Here is a 24,390-nt window from a genome sequence, read left to right on the forward strand (position 1 = left end):
CGGGGTCAAAATGATATTTGATAAAAAGAGTTTTAGTGTAGTGTTATGTATGCTGGCTATACTGGGAACGCTTGGGGGATGTTCAGCGCCTGGTGCGTCCGTTGTGGATGAGAATTTACTGGGAATGGCAGACTCCGGTACGGAACAGATGACCATCATTATCACATGTAATTCCAAACTGGATCATTTTGCGGCTGCTGTTAAGGAGCGGTTTCCTGATATCAGGCTGGTACAGGACTGCTATACGGGGCAGTACCGGATCAGCGAGCATATTGCCCGTATTGAGAATCATGATTTTGGAGATATCCTGATGGTGAAGGCAGGCCACATCCCCAAGACTGACATGTCGGACCATCTGATGGATCTGTCTACCCAGATTTTTCCGGCCCATTTTAACCCGAATGTACTTCAGGCAGATGAAGATGGCCATATTCGCCTGATTCCGGGGCCTTTAAGTTTTAACTGCAATATCTATAATAAAACATTGTTTGAGGAAAATAGCTGGGAGGTTCCGGGAGACTATGAGGAACTTTTGGCTTTGAGCCAAAAGATTGACAGGACCGGAATCCGTGGATTTCGGAACAGCTATTTTGACTCTGCCTCACAGAGCTACCAGATTTATCAGTACAGCGTCTTTTCCGCGCTGGACACATTGACACAGGTAGAAGGGCAGAACTGGCATAATAAACTTATGGCGGGAGAGAAGATTTCTCTGGAACCTATGGAAACTGCTTTTCAGGATATGCGGCGCATGATGGATACCGGGGCAGTCCGGGCCGAAGATATGGAGGTTACGCTCAACGCCAATCTGGAGGCAATGGCGAACCGGGAGGTTGCCATCGGCAGCGGGGAGATCGACCATATCCGGAGGCTTAACTCAAACAGTAAGGATGAGTTTTGTTTCATGCCCCATTTCAGTATGACAGATGGGCAGGGCTGGCTTTTGAATCTGGGATTCTTTTTCGGAGTCAACAATGAGTTGAAGCAGCCGGGCAATGAGAAGAAGCGGAAGGCAGTGATGGAACTTATGGACTTTATCGCCTCAGAGGAAGGGCAGAATCTTTTGGTGGAGGATGGGCTCGGTATGATGCCTGCTACCATTGGAGCCGTCATTCCGGACGATCCGGTACTGGACCAGATCCACACACATATAGAAAGCGGACGCTATATCATGCGGCCAACCTATGATATGTTTTCCTCTGTATTGAGCACGGATATCGGAGGATTTATACGGGGAGAGATAGACAGCAGGGAGATTTTGGATAAATGCAGCCTGATTTTAGAACAGGGGTCTGCTCCGGTGCAGGTATTAGGAGAGGCGGAGGAGGATTTTACCATTCCTCAGGCAGGCTGCTTAAAAGCAGATGCTCTCCGCGCGGCAACCGGCACGGACATTGCCCTGATTGCCGTATCGGAGGTGAACGGTTATGACCCCGTAGGGGGAACCAGGGCAAAGCTGTACAAAGGATTTGTCACCGAAGATGATATCACCCGAATGACACAGATTCATATGGATACGCCTCTTATGAGTATGAGCGTTTCAATGATGGGCCATGAGCTCCTGTCTCTTCTGGAATACGGAGCCACATCAGGACAGGAGCAGCAGGAGGGAAAGGTGAGCCGGTTTCATCCCTTTGCTGTCTCCGGCGTAAATCTTACTTATCATCTGGATAGAGAAGAGGGGGAACGTGTTTCCGGGGTGATTCTGGAGGGCGGCGGAAAACTGCAGCCGGACGCATTGTATACGATCTCCTATATTAAGGGAGCGTTTACGGAGGGGACATTAGACGGGACGGAAACCGGTATTACGATGACAGATGCGCTGCGGAATTATGTAATGACAGAAAAGCGCGTTGCCCCGGATAAAGACCGAATCCGGTTCAAGGCTGCAAAACGACCTTGAATTCTTTTTTGAAAGGTGTATAAGAAAAACTTTGGCTCTCAACAAGCAGAGCCAAAGTTTTTTCATTTTTGGGACGAACATATTACCGGAAATCATAATTAAACCTCCGCCCGCTCACCATTCTGTAAAAACCGCTGTTCAAATTCATCTACAGGCATGGGTCTATAGAAAATAAACCCCTGTATATAATCACATCCCAGTTCCTTTAAAAATTCTACATAATCCTTTGTTTCAACACCTTCGGCAACTGTTTTTAAATTCAGTTCTTTGGCGGTCTCGACAATATGGCGGACCAGAATTCGTTCCCTGGGGTCTGAGTAATTCTGGAACAGAGAGCGGTCAATTTTCATGGTTTTCAGCTCTGTGTTTGTCAAAACGCTGAAAGAGGAATAGCCGCTACCGAAATCATCAAGAGAACAGGTAAAACCGTAATCCCGCAGATGTTTCACCACGGTCTGCACCAGGTCTATCTGATTTAATACAATGCTTTCAAGAAGCTCAAATTCTATACAGTCTTTGGGACAGGGGACTTTTTCATATACTTGCTTGTATTCGTCAAAAAAGTAGCGGTAATTAAACATATTACTGGAAAGATTGACGCTGATTTTAATTTTCTTGCCATAAAGATCAATCCAGCGGTTAATGACACGGCATACATGTTCAAACATGTATAAGTCCAGATCGCCGATCAGGCCGTTTTTTTCCAGCTCCGGCAAAAACTCTCCTACAGGTATCATCCCTTTTACCGGATCAATCCATCGTACCAGTGCTTCGGCTTCCTTGACCTCTCCCGTTTGCAGATCTACTTTCGGCTGAAGATAAAGCTTAAAGTCCTCGTGCTCCATCGCCGGACGGAAATCCTGTTCCAGATTGTAATTTCCCAGATTCGAATCACGGTAAGTCAGCCCATATACCTCCATATGTGAGTTGCGCAGACGGCTTTCCGCGCTTTCTGTACGGCAGATATCGGCATTGTACTGTGCGGTAAGGAAATCCGGGGGATTGTGCCCAAGCCGGAATATACCGTATCCCATATATATTTTTCCGTACTGCTCACCGTAGGGCCAGTCGCGTATTCTCGTATTAATATCGATAATATAATGAAAGATATCGTCATAATCCTCCGGCATATGAACCAGAAGAAGATAATATCCTGAATGGATATGTGCTATATATTCTTCCGGTTTCAACCAGGACTCAACGCAGTCATAAATCATGGCGGTCAGGCGATCCCCGGCTTCCCGTCCAAACAGCCGGTTAAAAATGCGAAAACGTTTGATTTTCATGCTGACCAGGGCGTATTCTTCGGAATTCCTTTTACATAGTTCTTCATAACGTGTTCTTATCCATTGTTCATTTTTTAAATCAGCCATCGCGTTATCCTCTGTTTTCCATTACTTTTTATCAAATGAATATCTGTTTGGTTTATGAGATAAAATTCTGTTAAAGCCGGTGATTGCGAATTATATGTCATATTAGAAAGTTATCTTAAAAACATACGAAAAAGTTATAAAATCAGCTAAGCTGTCTATAACTATATCACAATTGTAACTGCCGGGCAATGTTGCAGACTAAAATTTTGCAAAATCGTTATATGATACCGAAGTCGTGCAGCGTGATCTGATCATTCCATGGTGCCCTGATTCTGCTGCTCACCGACTGCTGCCTGTTCATTTGCCTCCGACACGATCGGAAAGCTGGCGGCAGAGCAGCAGGGTGGAGGAAATAAAAACGAATGAAAAAGAGAAGAGGAGTCAGACTGTCGATACGGTCTGGTTCCTCTTCTCTTTTTTGTGAACGGCTGCTGTCATTCCGTTTCCTGTTTTCCTAAATATTCCTGTTCAAATTCTTCCACAGGAACCGGCTTGCTGAATAAGTAGCCCTGGAACAGATCGATTCCGCAGGCGCGCAGGACTGCAAACTGTTCCTCACTCTCGATTCCTTCCGCCACCATGCGGATTCCCAGCTTGAGACAGACCTCGGAGATGGATTCCACGATCGCCCGGTTCCTGGAATTCGTGGTGATGTGATCGACCATGCTCTTATCCAGATTTAACGCGTCGAAGCTCACCTCGGACATGAGAACGACATTGGCACATTCCGTGCCGAAATCATCGAGAGTAACCGTAAAACCTGCGTTCTGAAGCTCTGTGATTAACTGTTTGATGTTGAGGTTTTCCTCGTTATGAACTTTTTCCGTGATTTCGATCTCCAGATAGCCCGCCGGAATCCCAAACTGGTTACAGATGGCCAGGAGCCGTTCGGAAAGCGCCGCCTCCCGCAGAGTGCGGAGCGAAAAGTTGACGGATACAGGGAAAATCTGTCTTCCCTGATCCTGCCACGCCTTAAGTCTGGAGCACACGAATCGGAAAACATAGAAATCGATCAGGCTGACCGTATCGAATTCCTCCAGCAGAGGAAGAAATTCGCTGGGAGTAATCAGGACGCCAGGCTGCGGTGTGTAGCGGATAAGCGCCTCACAGCCTACAATCAGGCGGTTTTCCGACGAAATCTTAGGCTGAAAATAAACAAGAAAATGGTTTTCAGCGAGCTCCCTTTTTAAGGTTTCAGAATCGGATAAATGCTGCAGCAGCCTGTCGTTGCAGCGGCGGTATCTGCGGGACACAGGATTGATCCGGTAGAATGCCTTTTTATTTTCATACATTTTCGCGTCGGCCGCCGCGATGATCCGGCTGATGTTCTCAATGCTTTCCATCCATTGGGAGCCGATGGCAGCCTGGCAGTCGGAGTCATTCCGGAACCTGGCTTTCAGCTCACGCACCTGATTCAGGAAAACCTCCTGCGTGATGCCCGGACTGATGATGACAAACTCATCCCCGCCGATCCGATAGAAATCCGCCTGTGTGAAGGTGGATTTAATCCGTTTGGCACACTCGATCAGGACGCGGTCTCCGAATTCGTGACCGTAGTGGTCGTTGATGTCTTTGAGCCCGTTGACGTCCAGATAGACAATACCCACAGACTGCTTCGAATGAGCCAGAGCCCCGGTATCGACGATGTATTTATTTCTGTTGTAAAAATCGGTCAGTTTGTCGTAATAGCTTAAATGGGTCAGCAGCTGTTTGCTTTCCGAATGGCTTCGTGCCAGCATCAGGAAGTAGCACAGCGTCTGAAGCAGAGGAGCTATGTTCTGGATCCGGTCGGGCGGCGGATTATCGACTCCCAGATACCCGATCAGAGTGCCATCCTGCTCCAGAGGGGCGGCCACCAGGCTGGTAATTGACTGCGCATGGAGAATTCGGTATTCTTCAGGATCAGATTCCCGTATTTGCTCCATATCCTCGATAAACACGCACTCTTTTCTGCTAAAATAAGTCAGCCAGCGGGTGATCAGGTTTAGGGGAAGGTCTTGAAGATTCATCTTTTGCGATTCGACCCCGTGGCGGCACCATTCATAGTCATTGTACATTTTTCCGTCTCTTATGTAGAGGATGTAGGCCCGGTCGGCGGAAAGAAAACTTCCGAGGTGCTCCAGGACCTGGGCGATGGCGGTATCAATATCTTCAGTCTGATACAGTGTCTGGACACATTCCGTAATCATCTCATTGGTCTCCAGCGTCAATTTAAGCTGGAGCTTCTCCTTCTCTGATTCTGTGGTATCGAAGGCAAGCTCCATACGGGCAGCCCGCCCCTCCCATTGAATCAGCCGGTCTTTTAAAATGTAGTGGCGCCGGGTCAGCGGATTGGTGTATTCCCATGTGTAAATCTCACCCTCCTTCAGGATCGGAGAGGTACAGAATTCACACGGCGAATCGAAGCCCTGCAGGACTTTATAGCATTTCTGTCCGTCCATGGTATCGACGTGAAATGTTTCCTGGCCGGCTTTATTTACAAATAACAAGGTGTGATCTTCAAGGTCGGAGACGTAGACGAGTTCGGAAATCTCATTCATGGGACCGAGAAGGTTATCCACCATATGGGAGAGATGTTCCTTCCTTTTCCGGTCCTCCTCCTCAATATCTTGAAGCTTCTTCTGACGTCTGGCCTGTCCGGAGCTGTACAGGTAGAAAAAGAAGATCATCAGAACGAAGAAACAGTTTAACAGAAGCAGGCTCTTTTCTGCAAGAAGTTCTCTTTTTTCGGAAAACTGCTCTGCGGCAAGAACCGCCTGGTCAGCCAGATCAAAGTAGGATTCACTGTTTTTGAACAGAAGTTCCGCATCGCCGCCGGCCCGGACAAGATAGATTTCTTCCTTTAAAATGCTCCAGTCCGCTACCATCTGGAGAATCAGGTCCTGAAACTCCCTGCTGTCCATGCGGATCAGCCCGTGATCACCGTTTCCTGACTGCAGTTCATCGAGAATGCCGTCCAGCTTCGCAATCAGTAAGTCATTGGGAATGCCGTTCAGCTCCTCCTTGACGAGACGCTGGGTCGCACCGCGGACAATGCCGGCGTGGTTTATGACCCTGGCATTGCCCTGAAGATTATGAAGGCATGAAACCGAAAAAATGCTGGAAAAAACCAGCGCTATAGTAAAAATGACAGGAAATATTCTCTTTTGCATGAGTGCCTCCGGGTCCGCTATCATGATAAATTATACTGCCTTTAAGAGTACCATATTTAGCAGGCTGTTGCAAGGAATAAAGAGAGGACGAAGCGATTTTAGCCCCATCTTCTATATTGTAGACGCAGGAGCTCTGTGCTAAAATAGGAACAGAAACAGAAGGCCGCCCGGGGAGAAGGGAGTATACCGTGGACTTATTTTATCATGAGACATTTATGCAGAGTGAGCAGATGCCGATGGAGCTTCGCCTGCACCGCGGACAGATTAATTACATGATTCTGGAGCACTGGCACCGGAGCATTGAGATCGATTATCTGCTGGACTGTGAAGCCGATTTTTATATGAACGGGAAGAAGAAAGCCGTGTCCGCCGGAAGCATCACGCTGATCAACAGCGGGGATATTCATGCCCTGGAGCCAAGAGAAGTACCGGAAGATCCGGGGGATGAGATTCACGGTATTTCGTTGTTTATTTCCTACGAATTTCTGAAAAAGATATGTCCTGAGATCGATCAGATTACCTTCGAACTGGAGGGAGCGGAAGAACGGCTGCATGAACTGAAGGGGATCTTCGATGACCTGATCCGTCTGGAGCTGAGCCCTGCGGAAGAGTACGGCTATTTAAAGAAGAATGCGCTGCTCCATCAGCTGATGTACCTTCTTCTCACGTATTTTAAAGGACCGAAAAACAGCTCGGCCGTAAAAAGCCAGAAGTATATCGACCGCCTGCGCGTGGTGCTGGACTACGTGGAAGAGAACTACCAGGAACCGCTGACGCTGCAGGGGGTGGCGGACTATTTTAACGTGTCCATGGAGTATCTGGCGAGAATATTAAAGAAGTATACGGGCAACACATTCAAGACGCATTTGAATCAGGTCCGCGTCAGCAAGGCGTTCCGGGATCTGCTCGAGACGGATTACTCCATCCTGGAGATTGCCATGCGCAGCGGATTTCCGGATACCCGGTCCTTTATCAATGTTTTTCGGGACACGTACGGCATGACGCCTTCCCAGTACCGGAAAAAGAACCCCAGGCGGGAGACCGTGAAGGAAACCGTTTCTGCCGAATATCCGCCCCATATCAGGGTGGTGGAACCACAGAGAGACAACAATTAGTATAGGCCATGGCCGGCAGAATGCTGGAGCAGTTCCAGCGTCTGCCGGCCCTCTCTTAAGGAGCGTTTGAAAAAATGTCAAGAAACGTATCTGTTTTCAATAAATAATGTAAAGATTTCACAAAGTGAATCCGATACAATTAGAACATAAGACGCGTCCTTAACAAAAAAAGAGAGGTTATTTAAAAATGGAGAAAATTTCGTTAAAAGAACGGTTCAGTTATGGGTTGGGAGATTTGGCCTGCAATTTAATGTTTCAGCTGATTACAGCGTATCTGATGTTTTTCTATACCGATGTAGCGGGGATCGGACTGGGGGCCATCAGCCTGATTATGCTGGTCGCCAGAGTGGTGGACGCGGTCACGGATCCGATGATGGGGGTAGTCATCGACAAGACTCATACCAAATGGGGAAAAGCAAGGCCTTACGTGCTGTGGATGGCGGTTCCCTTCGGAATCATCAGCGCTTCCATGTTCCTGGTGCCGAATTTCGGCGGAACTGGCAAATTTATCTACGCACTGATCACCTATATTCTGTTCTGCATCGTGTATACAGCCCTCAATATTCCATACAGCACCATGCTGTCCTGCATGACGGATGACGTATCCGACCGGCTCTCCTTTAATATGTTTAAGTCTCTCGGAGCCAGTCTGGGCGGATTCATCGTCATGGGAGCGACCCTGACGCTGGTCGGCATGATCGGCCGGGGGGATCAGAAAAAAGGCTTCTTCGGTACGGTTGTTCTGTACGCGGCTGTAGGCATCATACTTCTGATGATCTGTTTTAAAAATACGAGAGAGCGGATCATACCGGAGACGGAAAAGGATTCCGTGGCAGGCGCTATAAAGGTTGCCGTCAAAAACAAATACTGGCTTCTGCTCTGCGGAATCACCTTCTTCACCTTTGCCGGCATGATTCTGAAAAATCAGTCCACCATGTATTATGCAAAATACTACTTAAACAACGAGGGAATTGCCTCCCTTCTGATGACGATTCCGACACTGCTCTCTTTCCTCATGGCATTTGTGATTCCGACTCTGGCAAAGAAGATCGGAAAACGCAACTGCATTCTGTCCGGCGGGCTGGCTACCATCGCAGGAAACCTTGTGGTGCTGATCTCCAGAACGAATCTGGCCGGAATTCTGGCGGGTACGGTCTTATGCGGAATTGGCCTGGGGCTGGGAATGGGAGTGACATTTGTCATGGGAGCGGAGACTGTGGATTACTCCGAGTGGCAGACGGGAAGGCGTCCGCAGGGAATCATGACCGCCCTCATGGGCTTCGGAGTAAAGCTGAGCATGGCAATGTCAGGCGTGGTAGGCGCCCAGATCCTAAAATTCGGCGGCTATGTGGAAAATTCGGAGCAGACAGAAGGCGCGCTTCGCGCGATTCAAATGAATTATATCTGGATTCCGGTCATTTTTTTCATCGTGGTGGTCATACTCAGCTTGTTCTATGATCTGGATAAAAAATATGAAAAAATTCTGGCTGAAATACATGAAAGGAGAAATTGATGGAGAAAAAATGGAACGAAGCAGAGAAGGAGGGCTACCGTCTCATTTACAATGAGGGGGGAAAGGATCTCGGAATCTCTTTCGGCAGTAAGGTGACGATTATAACAGAGGATGGCTTCGCCTTCAAGGATTTTCTTGGAACAGGAGAGCTGGCAGCCTATGAGGACTGGAGACTGCCCGCAGCAGAGCGGGCGGCGGACTTGGCTTCCAGGCTTTCGATCGAAGATATTGCCGGCCTGATGCTCTACAGCGCGCATCAGCTGATTCCGGCCAGGGGGCCGCTTTCAGCCGCTTTCGGGGGCACGTACGGCGGAAAATCCTTTGATGAGAGCGGAGCGGACCCGTGGGATTTAACGGATCAGCAGAAGGAGTTCATCGTAAAAGACAGGGTGCGCCACGTGCTGATTATGAAGCTGCAGGACACGGAGACTGCGGTCAAATGGAACAACCGGCTTCAGGCGCTGGCGGAAAACACCGGCTTTGGAATACCCGCCAACAACAGCTCGGACCCGAGGCACGGGGCGGGCGCTGCGGCGGAATACATGGGTGTGACCGGAGAACCCATATCCAAATGGGCGAATGGAATCGGCCTGACCGCTGCATTTGAGCCGGAGGCGGTAAGAGAATTCGGGGAGATCGGCGCGGCGGAATACCGGGCGCTGGGGATCACGACGGCATTGTCCCCGCAGATCGATCTGGCCACGGAACCGAGATGGATGCGGTTTGCGGATACATTTGGCGAACATACGGAGCTGACCGTGGAAATGACGCGGGCGTACTGCGACGGATTCCAGACTACAAAGGGCAGCGAGGATGGCTGGGGTGCGGACAGCGTCAATACCATGGTAAAGCATTTCCCGGGAGGGGGGCCCTGTGAGGCAGGACGCGACGGCCACTACGCATACGGAAAGTTCGCGGTCTATCCCGGCGGGAACTTTGAAGAGCATCTAAGACCCTTTACGGAGGGCGCCTTCTCGCTGAACGGCGGTACGAAGACGGCCAGCGCCGTGATGCCTTACTACACGATTTCTTACGGCGCAGACCAGACCTGCGGTGAAAATGTAGGGAATTCCTTCAGCAAATATATCGTAAACGATCTGCTCCGCGAACGGTTTGGCTACGACGGCGTCGTGTGTACGGACTGGGGCATCACCCACGATATGGGAAAGACGGAAGAGGAGTTTGCCGGAAAATGCTGGGGCGTGGAGACACTCACTGAGGCGGAACGCCATTTAAAGGCTCTGGAGGCCGGTGTGGATCAGTTCGGCGGAAACAACGATGCAGGGCCGGTGCTGGAGGCTTACCGGATGGGGTGTGAAAAATACGGGGAAGAAGCCATGCGCAGCCGCTTTGAACGGTCCGCCTCCAGGCTGCTCCGAAACATATTCCAGACGGGTCTGTTTGAAAATCCGTACCTGGATTTGGAGCATTCCTGCCAGGTGGTGGGCTGCAGGGAATTTACGGAAAAGGGATACCTTTCCCAGCTGAAATCTGTGACGCTCTTGAAGAACCGGGCCGGGGTGCTTCCGCTCAAAGAGCACATAAGGGTATATATTCCGCGGCGCCATATCCGCCCATACTTAGATTTCATGAGCTCTATGACACCGGATATGCATGTGGAACCTGCCGGCAAGGGCGCGGCCGCCGATTACTTTGTGGTCGTGGATACGCCGGAAGAGGCTGACGCTGCCATCTGCTTCATCGAATCGCCAGTTTCCGTGGGCTACGATCCGGAAGACCGAAAGCAGGGCGGCAGCGGATACGTTCCGGTAACGCTTCAGTACAGGCCCTATGAGGCGAAGCAGGCGAGGCTTCACAGCCTGGCGGGAGGCGATCCGCTGGAGGATTTTGACGACAGGAGTTATCGCGGAAAATGGAATACTGCGGCAAATGAAGAAGATCTGGATCTTGTCCTTGATACGAAAAAACGCATGGGAGACCGCCCGGTGATCGTGTCGGTAAACTTGAAAAATCCCATGGTGATGGCGGAACTGGAACCCTGTGCCGACGCGATCCTGGTGGATTACGGGGTATCCCCACAGGCGGTGCTGGACGTTATCACAGGCAGATTTATCCCCTGCGGCCTTCTTCCGCTTCAGATGCCGGCCGATATGGATACCGTGGAACGGCAGGCAGAGGATGAGGCGTTCGACATGGAATGCTACGTGGACAGCGAGGGCCATGTCTATGAATTCGGCTTTGGCATGAATTTTGACGGCGTGATTGAAGACGAGAGAACTGAAAAATATGGGAGACAGAACAGAAGGAGGACAAAATAATGGCAGGACAGTTTCAGTATGACAGCCTCCCGGTGGTGGAGACGAAGGCCGGGAAGCTCAGAGGATATCAGTGGAAAGGGACGTATATCTTCAAAGGAATCCGTTACGCAAGGGCGAAACGGTTTCAGCTCCCGGAGGAAGCAGAACCCTGGGAGGGAGTCCGGGAGGCGGCCTCCTATGGCTTCGTCTGCCCGATGCTGACAAGGGACAATCCGCAGGGCGAGCTTTTAGTTCCCCACCGCTACTGGCCTCAGGACGAGGACTGTCTGAGTTTAAACATCTGGAGCCAGTCTCTGGACCGGAGCGCGAAGAAGCCGGTGCTGTTCTGGATTCACGGCGGGGCGTTTTCCATGGGAAGCTCCATCGAGCAGAAGGCGTACAACGGAGAAAATATGAGTAAATACGGGGATGTGGTAGTCGTTACCGTAAACCACAGGCTGAACATCCTTGGATACTTCGACATGTCTCCTTACGGTGAAAAGTACGCTGGCTCCGCCAATGCGGGCCAGGCCGATCTGGTGGCCGCCCTTTTGTGGGTCAGGGACAACATCGAGGCATTTGGCGGAGATCCGGGCAACGTGACCATCTTCGGACAGTCGGGCGGCGGCATGAAGGTGAGCGGCCTGATGCAGACCCCGGAGGCCGACGGGCTGTTCCATAAGGGAATGATCATGAGCGGTGTGGCGGGCGATATTCTTCCCTATTCTACTGGCGATTCCAGACCGTTAATCCGGGCGATGCTGAAAGAACTGGGGCTTACGGAAGATGAGGCCGGGCGGCTGGAGACGATTCCCTACCACGACCTGGCAGCTGCGTATAACCGGGTCAGTCCTGCAGTCGCCGGAGCTGGCGGTTACATCGGATGCACGCCAAAACCGGACGATTTCTACAAGGGAGAGGGGCCGGCAGTTGGATTTACGGATCATGCGAAGACCATACCGGTGATGGTCGGTACGGTCTTCGGAGAGTTTGCGATGGCGCCGCTGCCCTTTAACAAGGAGCAGATACCAGAGGCAGAATTAGAGGCCGTTCTTGACAACCGTTTCCAGGGCCGTGGGAAGGAGCTGAAGGCCGTTTTTGCCGAGGCGTATCCGGGAAAGAACCCGGCGGACTTACTCACGCTGGATACAATATTCCGTGGACCGACTAAAGAATTTGTGCGGGCGCTGGCCGCCGCGGGCGGAAGCGTGTATTCCTATTTATTTGCGCTGGAGTTCCCGTACCAGAATCAAAAGACGGCGTGGCACTGTTCCGATATTCCTTTTGTTTTCCACAACACGGAGCTGGTTCCGGCTGCCAACATTCCGGAGGTGTCAGACCGTCTGGAGGAACAGATCTTCGGCGCGGTTATGGCTTTCGCCAGAACCGGGAAGCCAGAGTATGAGGGGCTGCCCCAGTGGCCTGCTTCGCGGGAGGACGACGAGGCGACCATGATCTTCGACCGTGTCTGCGAGGTCCGCCATAACCACGACGACCGCCTGTTAAAGCTGCATGCGGAAGCGTCGCCGAAGTTTGACCTGGCGGCCATGATGGCGAAAATGGGGGATGAGATTCAGCACTGACTGCGGTGAAAAATACGAAAGATAAATGGTGCATATCAAAGGGGGGAAAGCATTTATGCTTCCCCCCCCTTTGCCATATTCCCGACTCTGAACCTCAGACATGTATTATTTGCAAGCTGGCAGTATTAGTTATGTTGTCAGCATCTGTATATTTGATTGATTATATTATGTATTTATGATAGCATAAAATAAATAAATTGATAATTCCGGACGTGTCAGAAGGCGTGATAAATAAGGAGTGATAAATATGGTATCCAGGCAAATTTTAGACAGAATTGACCGTTATATCTGCATAAATTATATCGCTGATACGGCAGATGCAGAGCCGGCAGAAAGAATTCAGGAGCAGTACGGCAGTTATGTTCCGTGCATGAGGGAACCCCATGCGGAAAACAGGGAAAAGCAAATAAATATTCCGGATATTCTAAAAAAGAAATCAGGGACAGTTACAGAATCGTTGGCAGAGAGCTTAGAAGAGGAAGCGCCTTCGCGAAAGGTGCAGGCTTCCTTTTCCATAAGAAAGCTGGAAGATTTGGCGGCACAGACAGAGGAAAGCTTTTCTGTGTCTGTACTGCGTATGATTGACGAAAAAGGTATGACAGATGTGGAAGTTTATAAAAGAGCGAACATAGACAGAAGGCTTTTTTCAAAAATCAGAAGCAATCCGGATTATTCGCCGGGAAAACAGACAGCTGTTTCGCTGGCACTTGGTTTGAAGCTGAATCTGGACGAGACCAGAGATTTGCTTGCAAGAGCCGGATATGTGCTGTCCCACAGCAATAAATCAGATATTATTGTGGAATTTTTTATTTCCGAGGGTATATACGACATAATGAAACTGAATGAAGCGCTGTTTGCGTTTGGGCAGCAGCCGATCGGAGGATTATGAAAGAAAATGTCGCTTTTACGGCGACCTTTTCTTTTTGTTTATGTGGTAATCTCTTTTTATCAAATACAGGAGGTCGCCATTATGAGGAAAGGTTTGACAGAGATTATATTTATACTGGACCGCAGCGGTTCCATGTCGGGACTGGAGTCAGATACGATTGGAGGTTTTAATTCACTGATAGAAAAACAGAAAGAGGAGGGAAGTGAGGCCTGTATCACGACTGTTTTGTTTGATGACAAAATCGAGCTTCTCCACGACAGAAACAACTTGGCGGAGCTGGGGCCGATGACGGAAAAAGATTATTTTGTCCGGGGGAGCACAGCATTGCTGGATGCAGTTGGGGAAACTGTCCATCGTATGGAAACTATTTACCAGTATGCGAGAGATGAGGATATACCCGAAAAAACTATGGTGGTTATCACAACTGACGGTATGGAAAATTCCAGCCGAAGATATTCTTACAGCAAAGTCAGCCAAATGGTAAAACTCAGTCAGGAGAAGCGTAGCTGGGAATACATATTCCTTGGCGCTAATTTAGATGCGGCAGAGACCGCATGCAGAATTGGAATCAGACGTGATCATGCGGCAAATTATACGTACGACGGAAAGGGAATTCAGTGCTGCTATGACTCGGTTTCTATGGCTGTAAAGAGTATGTGCAGCAATAAAGAGTGTCCCATTGAGATACCGGAGTTTTTGAAAAAAGTGAGGGAGGATTATGAAGACAGATCCGGAGCAATGAAGAAATAAGGCGGGCAGTGATCCGGAAGGACTTATGCGAGAAGAGAGGAATTAATGGGGCGTGAATCCATTTTCATGGATTCACGCCCCATCATATGACAGCAGATATGGAAGGATCAATCATTCATTATTCGGTCACAACCGGATAACCTGCTCCGAGCCAGCCGGCTCCGCCTTCTTTTCCCATGCCTCCGCTTAAGGAATAGGCCTCATAGCCGAGCAGTCGGAGAATAGCCATGGTCTGGGAAGATGTCTGTCCGCTGTAGCAGTATACGACGACTGGTTTATCAGTCGGAATTTCGGAAAAATGTTCCTGCATTCCCTTGCCGAACGGAATGTTCATGGCGCCTGCGATGTGGCCCTGCTTATAGTCGTCCTCACGGCGGATGGAGAGAATCGTATAATCTTCGCTTTCCGCGTCAACCAGTTCTTTTAAGGCTTCCACCTTGAAATTAAAGGAAGCGATGGTGTTGCTGGTCGCCTCTTTGTAGTAATCGGCGATAGCGGCGGCGATGGCCGGATCTACTTCATAGGTGTCATCAGGAATGACGGCTTCCTCGGTGTCGATATAGGCTTCGTAGCCTTCTTCCTGGGAAATGCCGTTGTTCCAGCCGCTCTGAATGTTCGTAGCAAATTTTCCGGCTGCGTTTAAGAGGGCTACCGTCTGAGAGGAGGTCTGACCGGTATAGCAGTTTACATATACTGGCGTGTCATCTGGGATTTTATCCAGTGATTCCGCTACAGCAGCACCGTAAGGGATGTTCCACGCTCCTTTTAAATGTCCCGCAGCGTAGTCATCAGGCTTTCTGATATCGATGATAACCATGTCTTCACCGGCGTCGATTTTTGCAAAGAGATCGGCTACAGACGCCATATGCTTATCTTCCGGGAAGTTTTTAAAATAGTCAGTAGCGGCCGCAGTGACGGTATCCTCTGTTTTTGCGGCTGCTTCTGTTTCTGCACCGGAGGTCTCCGCGGGCGCTTCCGTGGTTTCTTCCATAGCTGCGGCCGTCGTCTGAGGGGCAGCCGTAGGTGCTTCCTTTACGGTCTTGGTTGCACAGGCGGTCAGACTGGCTGCCAGGGTGAGCCCAAGTAATACAGGTACAATTTTCTTCATAATAATTCTCCTTTTGGTGTTAGGATGCGTTTTTCTTTAACGGAGCAGATTGACCGGCCGGCATCTCAACCGGATTATCAGAGTTGGAAGACCATTCTAAATAGGCGCCGTCATAGATCCGGATGTTCCGGTATCCAGCCTCGTACAGCTGAACAAAGACCGGAGCCGCCCGCATGGACGTCTGGCAGTAGAGAATGATTTCATCCTCCGGATAAATTTTTTCCTCCAGGTAGTTAATTCTGGTAATCTGCGTTGTCTTAAATGTTCCATCCGAGAAGAAATTGGTCTCATAGGGAATGATCAGGGATGTCGGAACCTTGCCGACCTCTGCGTATTCCTCAAAAGAACGAACGTCTAACAAAATGGTGTGCGGATCCGGGTTCTCAGCCTGTGCGCGGACCTCGTCCATCGTTGCGAGCCAGTTGGCTGACGGCTCCTTCGCAGTAAAAACAGCCTCGGCCGGAGCTTCGATATCAGTGCTCAGCTGGATCCCGGCTGTCTGAATGGCGTCAAAGCCTCCATCCACAACCTTAACTTTCTGGTGGCCAAACATGAACAGACTCCAGAGAAGGCGGGAGGCGCCCATTTTATTGGCATCGTACGCCAGGACTAATGTGTCATTGGAGATTCCGTTGCTGCCCATTACCTTTTCAATCTTTTTCTGGCTGGTCAGCATATTCTTTACCGGAACATTGATAACAATGTCGGCGGTGGGAATATTGACTGCACCTGCTACGTGTCCCGCGGCATATTCCTCCGGGGTACGGGTATCCACAACGACCACGTTGGACTGTTCGGCGTAGCCGGGCAGGTCCTTCGTGGAGACGATCAGGGACTCCCCTTCGACAAAAGTATGGGAGCTGCAGCCTGTAAGAGCCGCTGCCAGAATCGCCAAAAACGAAAAGATTGTTATTTTTTTGGCAAATAAGCCCATAAAACCCTCCTTTATAAAGCGAGTAATGGTAGTGTGTAGTAAACGCTGTTGTTTTGCGTGAAAATAAGGGCCTCAACCTTATTTCCATGTAATTCCAAGTTTTATTATACTGTAACAGGGTTGATTTCTGGTATAAGAATCCGTTATATTATATCTGTTAATCGTATAATGCTAAAACTTTAACGAAAATCGTGATAAAATAATAACGAAAAAATGCGAAGAAATCATAAGGAGGCGGGGAATGGACCGATGGAAGAAATGGGCGGTGTTTTGTGCCGCAGCTGCGTACCTGGCAGTCTACATATTTGTATCATACCGGAATCTTCTCGTATTTCCATTTGTTCATTCGGATGAGAGCTGGCTGGCCGGTTTGAGCCGCGATATGCTGGCGGCTGGAAATTTAGGAGTGACAGAAAGCTTTTTTGATGCGAAGCCCCGGGTGCCCCACGCGATGAAAAGCCTGTTTCATCTCATGCAGATGGGAGCGGTCGGGCTGGGTGGTTTTTCTGTTGGAAGTGTGAGAATGCTTTCTCTTCTGGCGGGGATTATCTGCCTCGTTCTGTTTTATCTCTGCGTGCGCCGTATGGGAAGCCGGTGGTTTGCTCTGGGGCTTACTGTTCTGCTGAGCCTGGATATTCAGTTTATTTATGCCTCCCATTTTGCGCGGCAGGAGATTTTTATTGCGCTGGAGCTGCTGGTGTGTCTGTGGATTCTGCTTGGAAAAAAAGGGCGGCCGGGGACAGGAACCGCGCTGATCCTGGGAGTGGTCACAGGACTTTTTGTCGGGATTCATCCGAACAGCTTTTTGTGCGCGGCGGTCTGCGGCGCCATTATGGTGTTTGAAATCGTGAGGCAGGCGGCGGGAAAGGATAAAAAGGGGGCATTGAAGACATTGGGCAGTCTGGCTGCCTATACAGCGGCGGTGCTCGCGGTGACTGCCGTCTATGTTGGTATCAGTTTTCAGTTTAACCCTCATTTTCTGCCGGGCTACTTTTTGTATGGGAAAGAGGAGTTTGAGCTGTCGTCCTCCGGATGGGCGAGAGTCGGGGAGCTGTTTTCATTTTTCAGCGGCGTATACGGGCGGGATAACGGAACCTATTATCTTCCCGATGTGCGTCTGGAGATGATTGCCATGGCTCTAACGGCAGGATTATCGGCCGCCGCGTGTCTGGTCATGAGAGGGGAGCCCATATCTGAGAGTGAAGCGTTGGGAGGGGAGCGCGTTCCTGACAGCGAAGAGGATCGGTGGATTCAAAATACCAGGGTGATTCTCGAGGGGGCCGCAGGGCTTGCGGCGGGTATGGTGGTGATTGGCCGGTATAATCAGACGGCTGTCCTGTTTTTCTTCCTGTTTGGCTGGCTCCTCGCAGGCCAGGTCCTGCAGCTCTTCGAGAAGGCCGGCCGTACGATCGGAATTCTGATACTTGCGGCCGGTCTTGCCGTGGGGAGTATCTGGCAGATACAGAACCAGCGGCCCGGGGAGGCGGAGAATTACGCTTCGTATCTCGATCAGCTGGCGGAACTGGTGCCTGCGGATGCCCCCACAATCGGAAACCTGAATATGGAGTTTTATTTTGACAGAGGGATGCTGAAGGATTACAGAAACCTTCCTTACGTGGAAGGCGGGGTGGAAACGTATATCAGGGAAAATCAGATCGAGTATATCTGCTATTCTGATGAGCTGGACTATCTCTATGAGCACAGGCCTTACTTCCATGCGATTTATGGAAATGCAGCGTTTGTGAGGGAGCTTAAGGCGTTTTGTGAGACGGCGTGCAGGGAGGTCGGGCGGATTCACAGCCTGGAGTATGCCTCGCGGGTGAATTCCCTGAGAGGTGCGGAGGAATGGGGAACGGTGAGAGTGTATCGGGTGAAATAGGAAAAACAGGAGGACACTTAAGTCCTCCCACGGTCTCAGCCCTCGCAGGCTTTTAAAACACTCCTTGATACATTCAGGTATTTTCCTCCAGCATTTTTTCCAGCGTTTCTGCCTCCGGCATCGCTTCTTTGGAAAAAACGGCGGATATGCCTTTTTTCTGTCTGGACATGACGGCGATATGGGAGCCGAGCGTGCGGGCTTCGCGGATATCGTGAGTTACCAGAAGGATGGTACAGCCGGTTTGGGCGGCCATGGCAGTGACGACGGGATATAAGGCCTTTTTGGTGGCGATGTCCAGGCTGGAAAAGGGCTCATCCATAAGGAGGACTTTGGGCTTTAAGGACAGTGCGCGGGCCAGCGCGGCGCGCTGCTTCATGCCTCCGGAGAGCTGGTGGGGATAGGCGTTTTCAAAGCCGGACAGGCCTGCCATGGATAAATAGCTTCGGGCACACTCTTTTCTCTCGGCCAACGTGCGGAAGAGTCCGGCTTTCTTCATGGCATAGGTCAGGTTGCCGAGAACCGTGTACCAGGGAAAAAGCTGATCGAAGCTTTGAAATACCATCATGATGTCTTTCGACGGAGCGGTGATTTCCGTTCCGTCTAGCAGGAGAGAACCGCTGTCCGGGCGGTCAAAACCTCCGATGAGCCTTAACAGCGTGCTTTTTCCGCAGCCGCTGGGACCGACGATGACAAAGAAATCATGATCGCATACCGTCAGGTTTAAATGGTCAATGACCGTATGAGTCTGGCTGCTTCCGGTGTAGGAGCGGCTGATGTTATGAATTTTCAGCATGGTTTCATTCCTTTCTAAACAGATTTCATCCCCCATTTGGTGAGCGTGCATTTCTCAATGACCGAGAACAGGCCGTCTTCAACCAGCATTCCAATGAAAATGACAAGAATAATTCCGGCGAACAGTCCCGCCGTGTTCATGAAGGTGCGCTGAGTCAGAATGTACCAGCCGATGCCGCCTTTGGCGCCTACTGCTCCAAAGACCATTTCGGCGCTGATGAAGGCCCTCCAGCCCCTGGCCCATCCGATGCGCAGGCCGGAGATTAGATAGCCCAGGGATGCGCGCAGGCGGATCTCTGCGGTGATAGCGGCGGAACTCATGGAAAGGCTGCGCCCCATATCCTCATAAATGCCGGGAACCGCGTTAAAACCGGCCAGGAGATTGACCAGAACCGGCCAGAGCGCAGAGTGAACCACAATGGCCGTTACCGCCCCGGTGCCGGTTCCGAACCACATGATAATTAACGGAAGAAGAGCCAGGCCCGGGAGCGGATGCGCCAGGGCGGTCAGGGTATCCACCAGACTGTATATCAGCCGGCTCTGTCTGGAAAACAGGGCCAGGACAACAGCCAGGACGGCAGAAATGATAAGGGAAAAGGCGATGATTCCCAGGGAGTACGCGGACTGCCAGATTAAGTCCCCCTGCGTGATGCCCTGAATCAGGGTGGCGCACACCTGTTCCGGGGAGGGAACCAGAAGCGGGGAAACGTTCGAGATCCGGCAGAATAGTTCCCACAGCAGAAGAAAGACCGAGATCCAGAACAGGCGCCCGGCCCATTTCTTTTTTGTTATAGTGTCTAAAAAACGTTCAGTCATAGTAAAAATTCCTCTTTTTTACACTCTAGTGGTGAACCACGTTGTCAAAAAACAGACTGTCTGCCGGCAGCTCCTCTGAGAGAAAGCCCATCTCAGCCATCTGGCGGTTGAAGATCTCCACTCCGTTCAGTTCGCTGGAATAGATCGTGCCGTCCCGGCCCATCTGTCTGTAAAGTTCCTCCTGAGAAATTCCATAGAGAGGTGCGAGAAGCTGGGAGGCTTCCTCCATATTGCTGTTGATGTAATCGATTGCTTCCTGAAGGGCATCGATGACTGCGTCGTAATACTCCCGGCGGTTGTCGTGAAACTCCTCCATAGCAACGCCGGTGATAAATGTAAACGGCTGCCCGACAATCTCCTCCCCCGTGGCCATCACGTGCATACCGCCATCGGACTCCTGGGTGATATAGGGCGGTGTGGAAACGTGTGCCGTGATCTCGGTCGCGGAGAGAAGGGCGTTTACGGAATCGGGATGGCTCATGGAGACCAGCTGGTTGTCCAGGGCATGGGGATCTCCCAGCTGCTGGCCGGCCAGCATGCATAAAAGTACGTGCTGGGTACAGGCTGGGGACAGGATCGAGATCCGGTCTTTGGGCGTCAGCTCGGTCAAGGAGTGAATGTCGTTCCGTGTGACGATGGCGACCTCATTGGAACTGATTCCGGTGGCATAACGCCATTTCATGCCGTTGTCAATGCCGATTAGGACCGGAGATACCCCCATAAATCCGAAATCGATCTCTCCGTTCATCATTCCTTCGCGGATGCCGGTCGGGCCGCCGAACTGCTTCCAGTTGATTTCCACACCGGGAAGCCTCTTTTCCAGAAGCTTCTGCTCCTTCATGATCTGAAGCGGGGCATAGGCAATGCCGTACTGCTCGGCGATCCCCACAGACGGCGCCTTTTTCCCGCCGCATCCGGGCAGAATGAGGACCGCCGCTGCAGAGAGAATGAGCAGAGCGGATCGTATGAATGAGGGGCGGTGCCTTTTGCCGGTGTTTAAATCAGCTCTTATGTCAGCGATTATGTCAGCGATTATGTTAGAGTTCATGTCTGTGCACATGTCTGTATACATGTCTGTGTTCATGTCAGTCTCCTTTATGCAGTCCATAAAAATTCGTGATCATCTCTTCCCCCTGTGTGGAACGGACGGACAAACGATGATAAAAATCATGGATATTGGCGGAAATATTTGCGTCATCTCCCCAGAGGACGGCGTGGCCGAAGCGGGCGGTGGCATTCTCCATGGCGGGGATGGTCTGGCCGGGGAGATAGTTGTAGCCGGCATCCAGCACGTAGGGCAGAGCCAGAAGTTCTTCTAAAGGTGTGATGCTTAAAATGTCGCCTGGCCGGCAGAATAAGAGCTGGACCGCGACACATCGTCCCTCCGCGGCCGCTTCCAGGCAGTCCATAGAGGGGGGCTCGGCCGGCATTCCGAGAGCGCTCCGTATCACGGCGCCCAATATGTCAAAGCCCGTTAAGAACGGGATAAAGACATCCTCGAAAGCGCCTCCGATCCGGCTGGCCAGTTCGTTGACCTGAATTCCGTCTTTTCCGACCAGCACCTGAAGATAGAAGGGGCCATTGGCGATGCCGAATGCGGCTGCGGTTCTGCGGCTGATTGACTCAATTTCCGCGTACCGGTCCATGTGAACCGTGGGAAAACGATGCCCGACGCAGACTCCGATATGGACCGGATCCGGATAGAGAAGGCGGTCCGTGACGGTCAGGATATGGAGCCTGCCCTCATGGAGCCATCCGCTGACCGTAATCTCCGTGCTCTCGCAGAATTTTTCTACCAATGCCTCCTGTTCCCGGGAATAGGAGAGTGTGTCCTTCAGATGGGAGAAGACCTCCTCCGGCGTATTGAGGCGGTAGATTCCGCGCTGACCCTGGGAATCCAGAGGCTTTATGACATAGGGAGACTGAAGTCCGTCCAGAGAGCCTGCTTCCATGCCCTGATGGATAAAACGAAAACGGGCGGCAGGAATACCGGCCTCTTTCAGGATTGTTTTCATATGCTTTTTGTTGGTTACGGACAGCGCTTCCCCGACCGACAGAAGCGAAGGCAGATTTAGGGCGCTGCTGACAGAAGCGGCCGTGTACACCGGCTGGTCCGTTCCCATGGTCATTACCGCGTCTGCGTGGTGCTCTCTGGCCGCCCGGATGCAGCCTTCTATATCGAAGGTGCTCACCGGTTCATGGAGTCCCGCATACCGTGCTCCGCTGGGCGATCTGGTGTAATCGGCCAGAATCGTGTCCATCCCCAGCGTCTTTGCCCGCTGGAACGCATGAACCTGGCAGTTGGAGCCGCCGAGGATCATGAGCCGTGGGGCGCGGATTCGCCGGGATATGCGGTAGAGCGGTTTTGCGCCGCGGCTGCAATTCCGCTTTGCAGCAGAGAAGCACGTATAATTTAGAAACAGCTTTGTGTACAGCCGCAGCAGTGAGAGTGCGCTGTAGCCGCTGATGGTTTTCTCTGCAGATTTCTTTTGAAAAAGAGCATGATTCAAATCCTCTTCGCCGTTAGATTCTCTCCTGTAAGGAATGGATACGGCCCGGACCGGTCTGGTGCTCCCTTTAAAAACAGAGGCGGACAGATAAAAGAATCCGTTGGGTTTCAGGCGGCAGGCTTCCTTCACTAAGTCGGCTGTCATGATCCGAAGGCTGCTGACGCGAACCCCTTCCGGCACGCCCAGAAACAGGGAGAAGAGGCCATCGCGCATGTAGCTTCCTGCCCTTCGGTAAAGAGAACGGCGGGAGACGGCGGGGACTCCGTATACGATGTCATATCCCTGTCGGATGGTGTCGTAAAGGGCCGCCAGCATTTCCGGAGGCTGTTCTAAGTCGTCGTCAATGGTGGCGTAATACCGGCACGGATCCAGGTGCTCCAGGCCGCAGAGTGTGGCGGCCTGCTGTCCGTAATTGCGGTCCAGAACCAGAATCGCGGTCTCCGGAGAACGGCATATCCCGGCCAGGAAAGCCGCGGTTTCCGGCCTGCCGCTGTCATCTACGATGCAGATGCGCAGAGTGAGTTTTTCAGAAAATAATTCCCGTATACGGTCCGTTAAAATCCCGATGGATTCCCGGGGCCGGTATACGGGGATGATGATGCCGAGATCGTAAATCATGGTAAAACTCCTTATCCGTTACACGAACCGCAGGATCGTTTCCGTTGTCCGTGCGATATCTTCATCCGTCAGGGCCGTGTGGACCGGAAGGCGGAGAAGTGTCTGATAACAGGCCAGCGATTCGGGTAAATCTTCTTTGTGGTATCCCAGCTTTTCCCCCATGGGGGAGGCGTGGAGAGGGACGTAGTGCGTTTTGCAGTCGATTCCATGGGCCGCCAGGGCGGGGATGAGAGAATTCAGCAGGGCGGGGTCCTGAAAACGGAGATAGAAAATATGGCCGTTTGGCCGGGCATAGGCGGGAATCTGCATACGCATGGCGATTCCCCTCTCCTCCAAGGGAGCCAGCTGCTTCCAATACTGTTCCGTCACGTGGAGGCGGCTGCGGGTAATCTGGGAAAGACACTGAAGCTGCGCCAACAAAAGGGCTGCCTGCGGTTCGCTTAAGGCGGTGCAGGAGCCGGGAAGATTCCAGGTATAGCGGGCAGCTTCCCCGTCTAAATATCCCGCCCGGTTCGTTCCGTGAAGGCGGTACTGGCGCGCATACTGCCAATGGCCACGGTTTTTGGTGATCATCAGGCCGCCTTCTCCGCAGACGGCATTTTTGGTGTGATGGAAGCTGACGCAGCCCATATCGCCGACGGTCCCAAGGGGCTGATCCTCATAATAGGCGTCCACACATTGGGCGGCGTCCTCGATCAGGACGATACCCGCCTCTTCGGCCAGTCTTTTTAAGCCGCCGAGAGGAGCGGAGACACCTGCGTAATGCATGGCGATCACGGCCCTGGTGCGGCTGGTTAAGCGATTGGACGCGTCCCGGACCGAGATGTTCTGGGTGTCGGGCGTGATATCGCACAGAACGGGCCGGCCGCCGTGGCGCAGTACGGCATTGGCGGCAGACGGGAAGTTAAAGGAAGGAAGCAGGACCTCATCACCCGGAAGCAGGCGCAAGCAGGCCAGAGCGGTCTCCAGGGCCAGCGTGCAGCTCGGGGTAAAGAGAAAACGGCAGCCTGGATAGAGGCTGTCCGCGCAGTCAAGCAGCCGTTTCATGAATAAGCCATCCGTCTCCAGGCCGGAAGCCAGGACTTCTTCTAAATAGGCGGATTCAAGAGGCGCATGAAAGCGGCTGTAAAATGAAATATCCATAATAATCCCTTTCCTCTACCGCGGCCGCCTGAATTATGATACACTATAGCCATC

The 24,390-nt window shown here is 51.5% G+C and carries 17 protein-coding genes; 8 read left to right on the top strand and 9 right to left on the bottom strand.

What is annotated here, in order from left to right; translation table 11 throughout:
* Positions 1 to 10 precede the first annotated feature (10 nt).
* Entirely contained in the window at positions 11 to 1,903 is a 1,893-nt protein-coding gene (locus H8S75_RS01150; protein WP_187018673.1) for an extracellular solute-binding protein, read from the top strand.
* Positions 1,904 to 2,001: 98 nt separating this feature from the next.
* Here the strand turns inward: H8S75_RS01150 and H8S75_RS01155 are convergent, their stop codons facing one another.
* Together H8S75_RS01155 and H8S75_RS01160 are read right to left on the bottom strand one after the other, a co-directional pair.
* Positions 2,002 to 3,276, bottom strand: a complete 1,275-nt coding sequence (locus H8S75_RS01155) for an EAL domain-containing protein (RefSeq protein WP_187018674.1) — start codon at positions 3,274 to 3,276, stop codon at positions 2,002 to 2,004.
* A gap of 434 nt (positions 3,277 to 3,710) precedes the next feature.
* Positions 3,711 to 6,428, bottom strand: a complete 2,718-nt coding sequence (locus H8S75_RS01160) for an EAL domain-containing protein (protein WP_187018676.1) — start codon at positions 6,426 to 6,428, stop codon at positions 3,711 to 3,713.
* 188 nt (positions 6,429 to 6,616) lie between these two features.
* On the opposite strand from H8S75_RS01160, the gene H8S75_RS01165 reads away from it, so the two are divergent.
* The 6 genes from H8S75_RS01165 to H8S75_RS01190 all read left to right on the top strand — a co-directional run bounded on the left by H8S75_RS01165 (position 6,617) and on the right by H8S75_RS01190 (position 14,536).
* Positions 6,617 to 7,543, top strand: a complete 927-nt coding sequence (locus H8S75_RS01165) for an AraC family transcriptional regulator (RefSeq protein WP_187018678.1) — start codon at positions 6,617 to 6,619, stop codon at positions 7,541 to 7,543.
* Positions 7,544 to 7,730: 187 nt separating this feature from the next.
* On the top strand, positions 7,731 to 9,056 hold the full coding sequence (locus tag H8S75_RS01170) for an MFS transporter (protein WP_187018680.1): 1,326 nt from the start codon (positions 7,731 to 7,733) through the stop codon (positions 9,054 to 9,056).
* Positions 9,056 to 11,335, top strand: coding sequence for a glycoside hydrolase family 3 protein (locus H8S75_RS01175; RefSeq protein ID WP_187018682.1), 2,280 nt, complete (start codon positions 9,056 to 9,058; stop codon positions 11,333 to 11,335). The genes H8S75_RS01170 and H8S75_RS01175 overlap by 1 nt, the downstream gene beginning before the upstream one ends.
* Positions 11,335 to 12,897: a carboxylesterase/lipase family protein gene (locus H8S75_RS01180; protein WP_187018684.1), complete on the top strand. Its 1,563-nt coding sequence runs from the start codon at positions 11,335 to 11,337 to the stop codon at positions 12,895 to 12,897. The genes H8S75_RS01175 and H8S75_RS01180 overlap by 1 nt, the downstream gene beginning before the upstream one ends.
* A 247-nt stretch (positions 12,898 to 13,144) precedes the next feature.
* Positions 13,145 to 13,786, top strand: a complete 642-nt coding sequence (locus H8S75_RS01185; RefSeq protein ID WP_187018686.1) for a hypothetical protein — start codon at positions 13,145 to 13,147, stop codon at positions 13,784 to 13,786.
* A gap of 81 nt (positions 13,787 to 13,867) precedes the next feature.
* A complete protein-coding gene (locus H8S75_RS01190; protein WP_187018688.1) occupies positions 13,868 to 14,536 on the top strand; it encodes a vWA domain-containing protein in 669 nt (222 codons plus the stop codon).
* 118 nt (positions 14,537 to 14,654) lie between these two features.
* Here the strand turns inward: H8S75_RS01190 and H8S75_RS01195 are convergent, their stop codons facing one another.
* Together H8S75_RS01195 and H8S75_RS01200 are read right to left on the bottom strand one after the other, a co-directional pair.
* Positions 14,655 to 15,644, bottom strand: coding sequence for a rhodanese-like domain-containing protein (locus H8S75_RS01195; RefSeq protein WP_117634663.1), 990 nt, complete (start codon positions 15,642 to 15,644; stop codon positions 14,655 to 14,657).
* Positions 15,645 to 15,663: 19 nt separating this feature from the next.
* A complete protein-coding gene (locus tag H8S75_RS01200) occupies positions 15,664 to 16,578 on the bottom strand; it encodes a sulfurtransferase (RefSeq protein ID WP_002603110.1) in 915 nt (304 codons plus the stop codon).
* Between the two features lie 241 nt (positions 16,579 to 16,819).
* Here H8S75_RS01200 and H8S75_RS01205 point away from each other — a divergent pair, with 241 nt between their 5' ends.
* Entirely contained in the window at positions 16,820 to 18,457 is a 1,638-nt protein-coding gene (locus H8S75_RS01205; protein WP_187018690.1) for an ArnT family glycosyltransferase, read from the top strand.
* 73 nt (positions 18,458 to 18,530) lie between these two features.
* Here the strand turns inward: H8S75_RS01205 and H8S75_RS01210 are convergent, their stop codons facing one another.
* From H8S75_RS01210 to H8S75_RS01230, 5 genes are read right to left on the bottom strand one after another with little or no spacing between them, the layout of a single operon-like run.
* The gene (locus H8S75_RS01210; RefSeq protein WP_187018692.1) at positions 18,531 to 19,250 is read right to left on the bottom strand and encodes an ABC transporter ATP-binding protein; all 720 of its coding nucleotides are present in this window, start codon (positions 19,248 to 19,250) and stop codon (positions 18,531 to 18,533) included.
* Between the two features lie 14 nt (positions 19,251 to 19,264).
* Entirely contained in the window at positions 19,265 to 20,065 is an 801-nt protein-coding gene (locus tag H8S75_RS01215) for an ABC transporter permease (protein ID WP_187018695.1), read from the bottom strand.
* Between the two features lie 25 nt (positions 20,066 to 20,090).
* Positions 20,091 to 21,149 carry an ABC transporter substrate-binding protein gene (locus H8S75_RS01220; RefSeq protein ID WP_187018697.1) on the bottom strand — a complete coding sequence of 353 codons (1,059 nt, stop codon included), beginning with the start codon at positions 21,147 to 21,149 and terminating at the stop codon, positions 20,091 to 20,093.
* A gap of 1 nt (position 21,150) precedes the next feature.
* Entirely contained in the window at positions 21,151 to 23,193 is a 2,043-nt protein-coding gene (locus H8S75_RS01225; protein WP_187018699.1) for a glycosyltransferase, read from the bottom strand.
* Between the two features lie 18 nt (positions 23,194 to 23,211).
* Positions 23,212 to 24,336 (bottom strand): aminotransferase class I/II-fold pyridoxal phosphate-dependent enzyme, encoded by a 1,125-nt coding sequence (locus H8S75_RS01230; RefSeq protein WP_187018701.1) that lies wholly within the window; start codon positions 24,334 to 24,336, stop codon positions 23,212 to 23,214.
* Between the last annotated feature and the right edge of the window lie 54 nt (positions 24,337 to 24,390).

It is taken from the genome of Hungatella hominis (genome assembly GCF_014288005.1).
GTDB classification, from domain to species: Bacteria; Bacillota; Clostridia; order Lachnospirales; family Lachnospiraceae; genus Hungatella; species Hungatella effluvii.